Genomic DNA, 6,421 nt, shown 5'->3' with positions numbered 1-6,421 from the left:
AAGGCAAAGCTAAAGGGCCTGCCGCCTGCAATTCACAGACAACAAGCCCTTTCGGCTGTTTGAACTATTTTTATTTCAAATTATTGTCTAACTTTTTGGGGTCACTTCATAGCTGGTCCTTTTTCTATTGTCAAGTACACTGTTTTGTGAGGCGCTTACTTTGTTGGCCTCCCGCTGGCCGGTGCGGCCGGGCTTGAAGCTGTAGAAGCTGCGGCGCTTGCCGTCCTTCTGGACATTGATCTGCCAGCGGCCCAGCTTTTCCAGCCAGACCGCCGTGTTGGTACGTCTGCCCATACAAAAACCTCCTTTGGGTATGGTTTGACAGACCCCACCCAAAAGAGGCACAATCGCATTGTGCTAGCTGTGCGATGATCCTCTCTGAGGGGAGCCGGTTGCTTGTCCCGTTCACCTGCGCCAACAGGTGGGCGGGATTTTTTGTTTTTACTTACGAATTGGATTGCAGACAGTTTTTGTTAGGTTTTTTTTCAAGATAAGGAATGATGTTGTTTTTATAATCCCATGTATAATGCCGGTCACAAATATGGTATTTTGATATGTCCTTCTTATATTCAAAAGCTGCTGGCAACTCTTTAGAAGGTAAGCTGGTTATAGCTTCCCAGTTTTGAATATCTTTAAATTCTTCAGTGCCTGCAGGAATCCAGTATACACTTGCATAATAAGTGACGCATGGGTTCTGCACAGATAGTATCCGATCTTTAAAGTCTAAAATAACATATTCAGGAATAGGACTCCATTCATCGTCAAATTTTTCTTTGTGTTTTGAATCAAAAATAATCCGACCACCTTTTACAAGCCAAGCTTCAAAATATTCCGTATATTCTGAAAGATTTCCAATAAAATCAAAAGGATTTGTGATCCGCATATGCTGAACAATATACCCATTCTGATCTTGATTGCAAATTTCTGCAGTATTCCATAGAATGCGAAGATCAACACCCAATTCAGAAGAAACATTTGTAAAATAGCACATTTAAAACCTCTCTTTACTGTTCAGTAGCACCGCTTGCAGGCGTCGAAGCCCCGGGCCTCGGCATAGCCCAAATCTACCTTCTGGGGGCCTTTCATGTTGCTGCAGCCGGAGTGGCTGTGGTACTTAGTGCCGCCGTGGGTGGGAATCCAAACCATCCTGCCGGTGGGGGTGTATTCCACATAGGGCAGGCCCCGGCTGGTGAATTCGGCTTCTTTGGCGGCCTGCTGGGCTGCGGCGGCCTCGGCGGCAGCCTGGGCGGCTTTGGCCGCGCCGATCTCCTGCTGATAGCGGGGCAGCTCGTCCGCCAGGGGATGGACGGCGTCGCCGCCTGCCTGGGCGTCATACACCAGAGCCTGGCCCAGGGCCAAGTCCACCACCGGCAGGCCGTTGGCGGCCAGCAGCCCCACATAGGTGCCGCAGGCGGTGAACTCGGTGATGGACCCATCGTCCGGGACGATCTTCTTCAAAGCGTCCACGCTGGAGCTGCCCAGCCGGATGTACCAGGTGCCCTTGTCGGTATTGAAGCCCACATAATTGTACTGGCCGTCGTTGTAGGCCGCGTTGTAGTCGGGCATACCGGTCAGGATGATCTGGGTGCCGATGGGCAGTTCCGCGATATCCTGGTACTGCTGGTCCAGGTAGGTGACCTGGTTGCCGGCCGCATCCGGGAAGGTCAGGGTGTCATACTTGGCGGCGGACGCCGGCAGGCACAGGGCCGACACCGCCAGGACGGCGGCCAGGGCCGCCGAGAGAATACGGGATGAAAGGTGCATGGGTAGGTTTCCTTTCAAAAATAATTGAATGTAACAACGGATTTTATAAGTTGGCCAAGATATATGCAGCAGTTTTGGTGTTTGAATCAGCACTTTTAGCGTATTTCTCATATAAGCAGAAACAAAATTGTATGCGGTCACGATACCATTCTAAATAACGAAGCATCTGCTTGGAGTCAACAATTTTATGGAGGTCTGCAAAGGAACATAATGTGATTTCTGGAATATCATTTCTGTTATCACTGTTGAAAATAGTTGGATAGATAATGCGAAAATTTCGCCGGTGTCCATTTTCTACTTGATTGATATAATTTTTGGCAATATTATATAAACTTTTTTGTGCTTCGAGTTCTCTTAGATGGTTTTGAATTGTGTAGTTGTTAAAAGTGCATACAAGGCTTACAATGTTACTCAAGTAGTTGCCTATATCAGTGGTTTCTGGGGGGAGACCCAGAGAATAGAAAGAGGTTTTCTGTCCGTTTTCTATACAATGTATCATTCTGATGCTGATGCCTGAATTGTATTCACTGAGAAAATCATATGAGAAACCAAATTTATCATATAATTCTTTTAACTTTTTAATCCCAGGACACAAGATGTTTTTGTTTGTCTTTTCACTTTGAAAACTAAATAACATCTTTATATATTCACTGCTGGCACAAGAACTAGTTTTATGCATCCAATCTGTTAAAACAATATATTGATCTTCGTCAGATAATTTGCCTGTATACCAAGCTGCAAAATATTCCTGAAAAGACCGATGAATAAAAAAATAGTTCTGACCATCCTTTATTAGCATACAAACAGATGAAGTTAAATCTTCTATAAATTCTTTTGATGAAAAGGAGGGACAATTGACAATTTTTGATGCTCTCTGAATGTATGTGAGTAGTTCGTCTTCTGAAAACTTGGAGACCTCTTCAAAATAAGAGAAAAAGCAAATGCGCGAAAAAATTATTTTAAAATCGTCGTAGCTTAAGTGGCAACGGAGCTTGCGAGTGAAATAATCTTTTGTGTCATCATGCCTGTAAAACAGTGTTAAAAAAGCTTGATCATAAAAGTCGTTTATATTTTCAGGGAAGGCAATGTATTTGCTAAAAGTGAGCAACATTATAGTTAGCAATAAGGGGTTGCTTGCAAATGATTTATGCTGTTCAAATAGTCCTTTCTTAAGAGCATATAAAAATGACTTTTTTGTTTTTATATCATATTCTGTTTTACTAATCAAAGCGAGAGCTTGCTCTTTTGTCAGAGAACAAAGGAAAATTTCGTGGAAATTATGCCAGCCCATAAAATGATAAGAAGGCCTAGAAGATATTACAAAATGATTTTTATTGTATTTGTTACTAAATCTTTGGATGAGTCTGAAAACGCCTTCGGCTTTTTCTTTGCAAACTTCATCAAAACCATCCATTAGAACAAGATAGCCGCCTTGATCCAAGCTATAAGCGTAGTGCTCTTCATTCAGTTTGAAGCCATTATCAGACAATTTTCTATATACCATATCGTACAGAGATTTTTCGCTGATTTCTATTTGATTGAATTCTCTTAATTCAATGAAAACAGGAATATAATTGTTGTTTTCGACCGAATCTAAGAAAAGGTACTTTAGCAATAGTGTTTTTCCAAGACCAGCGGCACCAGTGATGATTACTCTATTGCTGATATTCAGAAGATTTTGTGTATTAGAAGTATTTATAATTTCGTCCTGAGATTGTACATTTGGACACTCGTAAAAAGTGTGGAAAAACTGTGGTGTGTATGGAGAGAGTAATGTCTTGATTTGACTGATATTATCAACAGTGTTTTGTAGATAATCCTCGTAAGCATCACCATAATCAATGGAATCCTTGGCATCCGAATCCTGAAAGAAATTTTTTACTTTTTGCCAACCGGATTTAATGGCTTCTGTAATCAATGTTGTGGTGACATCTGCCGCAATTTTATTGGGATTAAATGCATTTGCTGTCTCTGTACTTAGTGCTGTTTCCGTGCCCATTTTGATTCCTCCAATCAAAATATTCTGTAGAGAATTTAAATATCCTTGATTTTTAAATACTACCAGTTGACTGTGTGGCATTTTATCAGTAGCACTTTTTGCAGGGCGTAAGGCCAAGGGCCTGGGCCTGCTCCAGGGTGACCTGGCTGGGGTTTTTCATATTGCTGCAGCTGGAGCGGCTGTGATACTTGGAACCGGTGGCCGAGATCCAGACCATCACTTCCTGCTGCTGGGCCGGGGCCGGTGTGGTGACAACCGGCGCAGGGGCGGTCTCGACGGGGGCCGGTGCGGCGGCCGATTCGCTGGAAACCGCTGGGGCGCTTTCAGAGGCTGCGGGTGCAGCCGGCTCTGATGCCGCGGCCTCCTTCTGAGGTTCCTGGCTGGAAGCGGGAGCGCTGTCTGTCTCCGCCTGGACTTCCGCGTCCTGGCTGGAGGCCGGTTCACTGACCGGGGTAGATTCCGCCGGAAGATTTTCTTCCTCTTGTACTTCCGAGGAGGCCGCAATCATCGACGATGCCGGCCCACTGGAGGAGGTGGGCAGAGAAGAACTGGTGCTGTCGTCAGATGCGCTGCCGGCCAGCAAGATCAGAACCCAGGCGACCGCCAGAATGCCAGCCTTTAGGGCCTTGTTGGAGACAAGGCTGCTGCGCCAGAACCAAATGGAAAGGGAGAAGGGCCAGAACAGAATAGCCACCACCCACCACAGGCAGCCATGGCCGGGGCGCTTTCCGCCGCCGCTTCCGGCCCCGCCAGGCACAGGCGATGGATTATAATTTTCCCCGGCGGCAGGGGACACCTGGTCCAGAAGCTTTTGATCCGGCGCGGTGATTTTAGGCTGGCTTTTGCGGCTGGACTTTTTGGAATCGGTGACATAGGAGATCCCGGTGCCCGGGATGCTGGCCGTGATCCGGCTGCCGCCGTCGGCCTTTTTGGTGTACCGCAACCATTTTACACCAACCGACCAGCCGATCCCCTTTTGACTCATATTGATCCGAAAGGGGCCGACCTTCTTGCTTTTGCGAAATCGAAAACCCACCTTGATTCCTCCTCAAATTTTAAAACCAGTGGGTAAAGCCGACGGCTTTGCCCTCGATCCGAATGTTTTCCAGCTCGGGGCCGCTGTAGGTTTTGGGCCGGTAGCTGGAGTTGGCGGGCATCAGAGTCAGGCTCTGTCCATCGTAGTAGACCCGCTTCAGGGTCGCCTCGCCGCCGATCCGGACGGCCGCAATCTCTCCGTCCTCTACTTCGGGCTGACAGCGGATATACACCACATCATTGTCCCGGATGCCTGCATCCACCATGCTGTCCCCATGACACCGCAGGCAGAAGTCACAGTGCACGCTTTCCGGCACGTCCACATAATCCGCGATATTTTGCTCTGCCGTGATGGGCTCGCCGCAGGCGATGTCCCCGATCAGTGGCTTTTTCACCATCCGGGGCAGGGGCTCAAAGCCCGGGGGAACTGTGCCGGCATTGAACTGGATCGGCTCTGCGATTTTGACATCTGTTCGTCCATACAGGTAGTCCATATCTACGTTGAATGTGTCGGCGATGGCCTCCATCGTCTCAAAGCCGGGCTCCCGTTCGCCCCGCTCGTACATATTGACACTGCTTTTGGATAGGTTCAGTTCATCGGCCAGCCTCTGCTGGGACCAGCCCTTCTCAGAGCGGAGAGATTTAAGCCTTTCTGAAAACGTCGCCATGGGTTAGCTCCTTGCTTAGATCTTGGATATTGTACAAATTTATAATACCACTGAATGTGCACTAAAGCAAGCACAAAACGTGCACTACAAACACACGAAAGAAAAGAGCACTATTTGTGCACAATGCGAATGGAAATGTCTTTGGAAATCGAGTACAATAAGTGCACATAAAAGGGAGGTGATTTACACGGATCACAAAGAAATTGGGAGCCGGCTGCGGCGGCTTCGGGGTGAACAAGACGCAAAAAGCGTCGCAAAAGCGCTTGGAATCAGAACGTCTGCCCTGTTTATGTACGAGCGGGGAGAACGGTCTCCCCGGGACCAGGTTAAAATGAAGATTGCCCGCTATTATGGCCTGCCTGTGCAGGAAATTTTTTTCTCCGAATGAACACATAATGTGCTCGAAAAGCGATAAAATTTTGAGCACAGGAAGAAAGGAGAGACAAGGCCTGCCGTGCAGGTGAGGAAACAATAATGGATGAAAGTGCAATCCGCATACAACAAAGACAGGAGGCGATTGTATGGAACCCAAAGACATCTTTTCACTTACCCCCCGAACCGTCCGCAAACTGACAAAGCGGATGTTCCCCCGGGTGAAGCTGACAATATCATCCAATATGCTGCCAGGCGTCGATATTTATGGAGGAAAGACCGGCCCGGAGGGGCTGATCCTGCTCTGTGAAAATGACTGGGCAGATGGCTGTGGGAGAATCCGCCTCAGCATTTGCGACGGGGCGTCCGACCATCGCATGGTCCAGTATTATGACCCCGACACACTGGTGAGGGACTTCGAGATGGAGGCCCGGCGGCGGGAGGGGAAGGGATGACCCCCCGTCCGTGCCGGCGGACCTTCCACCTGGACCGGGCCGAATGCCGGGCCTGCACTGGGCGGAATACCAGCTGCCCGGAGTATGAGCCGGCCCCGGATACCGGGCAGACACCGGCAGAAACAGAG

8 protein-coding genes are annotated in these 6,421 nt (G+C 48.1%); 2 read left to right on the top strand and 6 right to left on the bottom strand.

Features of this window, described 5'->3' with window-relative positions; translation table 11 throughout:
- Window positions 1-87: 87 nt before the first annotated feature.
- The 6 genes from B5F27_RS11980 to B5F27_RS11960 all read right to left on the bottom strand — a co-directional run bounded on the left by B5F27_RS11980 (window position 88) and on the right by B5F27_RS11960 (window position 5,466).
- The gene (locus B5F27_RS11980; protein WP_087368036.1) at window positions 88-294 is read right to left on the bottom strand and encodes a hypothetical protein; all 207 of its coding nucleotides are present in this window, start codon (window positions 292-294) and stop codon (window positions 88-90) included.
- A gap of 151 nt (window positions 295-445) precedes the next feature.
- Complete coding sequence (locus tag B5F27_RS16580; RefSeq protein WP_144066523.1) at window positions 446-991, bottom strand: hypothetical protein; 546 nt, start codon at window positions 989-991, stop codon at window positions 446-448.
- 20 nt (window positions 992-1,011) lie between these two features.
- The gene (locus B5F27_RS11975) at window positions 1,012-1,764 is read right to left on the bottom strand and encodes a hypothetical protein (protein WP_087368033.1); all 753 of its coding nucleotides are present in this window, start codon (window positions 1,762-1,764) and stop codon (window positions 1,012-1,014) included.
- Between the two features lie 43 nt (window positions 1,765-1,807).
- A complete protein-coding gene (locus B5F27_RS11970) occupies window positions 1,808-3,880 on the bottom strand; it encodes an NACHT domain-containing protein (protein ID WP_144066522.1) in 2,073 nt (690 codons plus the stop codon).
- Window positions 3,849-4,799, bottom strand: a complete 951-nt coding sequence (locus B5F27_RS17295; protein ID WP_242962182.1) for a DUF4236 domain-containing protein — start codon at window positions 4,797-4,799, stop codon at window positions 3,849-3,851. Before B5F27_RS17295 ends, B5F27_RS11970 begins: the two co-directional genes overlap by 32 nt.
- A gap of 19 nt (window positions 4,800-4,818) precedes the next feature.
- Complete coding sequence (locus B5F27_RS11960) at window positions 4,819-5,466, bottom strand: XRE family transcriptional regulator (RefSeq protein WP_087368027.1); 648 nt, start codon at window positions 5,464-5,466, stop codon at window positions 4,819-4,821.
- A gap of 79 nt (window positions 5,467-5,545) precedes the next feature.
- Here B5F27_RS11960 and B5F27_RS17425 point away from each other — a divergent pair, with 79 nt between their 5' ends.
- Window positions 5,546-5,854 carry a helix-turn-helix transcriptional regulator gene (locus B5F27_RS17425; protein ID WP_343214638.1) on the top strand — a complete coding sequence of 103 codons (309 nt, stop codon included), beginning with the start codon at window positions 5,546-5,548 and terminating at the stop codon, window positions 5,852-5,854.
- A gap of 133 nt (window positions 5,855-5,987) precedes the next feature.
- Window positions 5,988-6,293, top strand: a complete 306-nt coding sequence (locus B5F27_RS11950) for a hypothetical protein (protein WP_087368024.1) — start codon at window positions 5,988-5,990, stop codon at window positions 6,291-6,293.
- Window positions 6,294-6,421 lie beyond the last annotated feature (128 nt).

This window comes from Faecalibacterium sp. An192, assembly GCF_002160175.1.
GTDB lineage: Bacteria > Bacillota > Clostridia > Oscillospirales > Ruminococcaceae > Faecalibacterium.
Note: the sequence above shows the minus strand (reverse complement) of the source record. Positions and strands in the feature narration are given on the sequence as shown.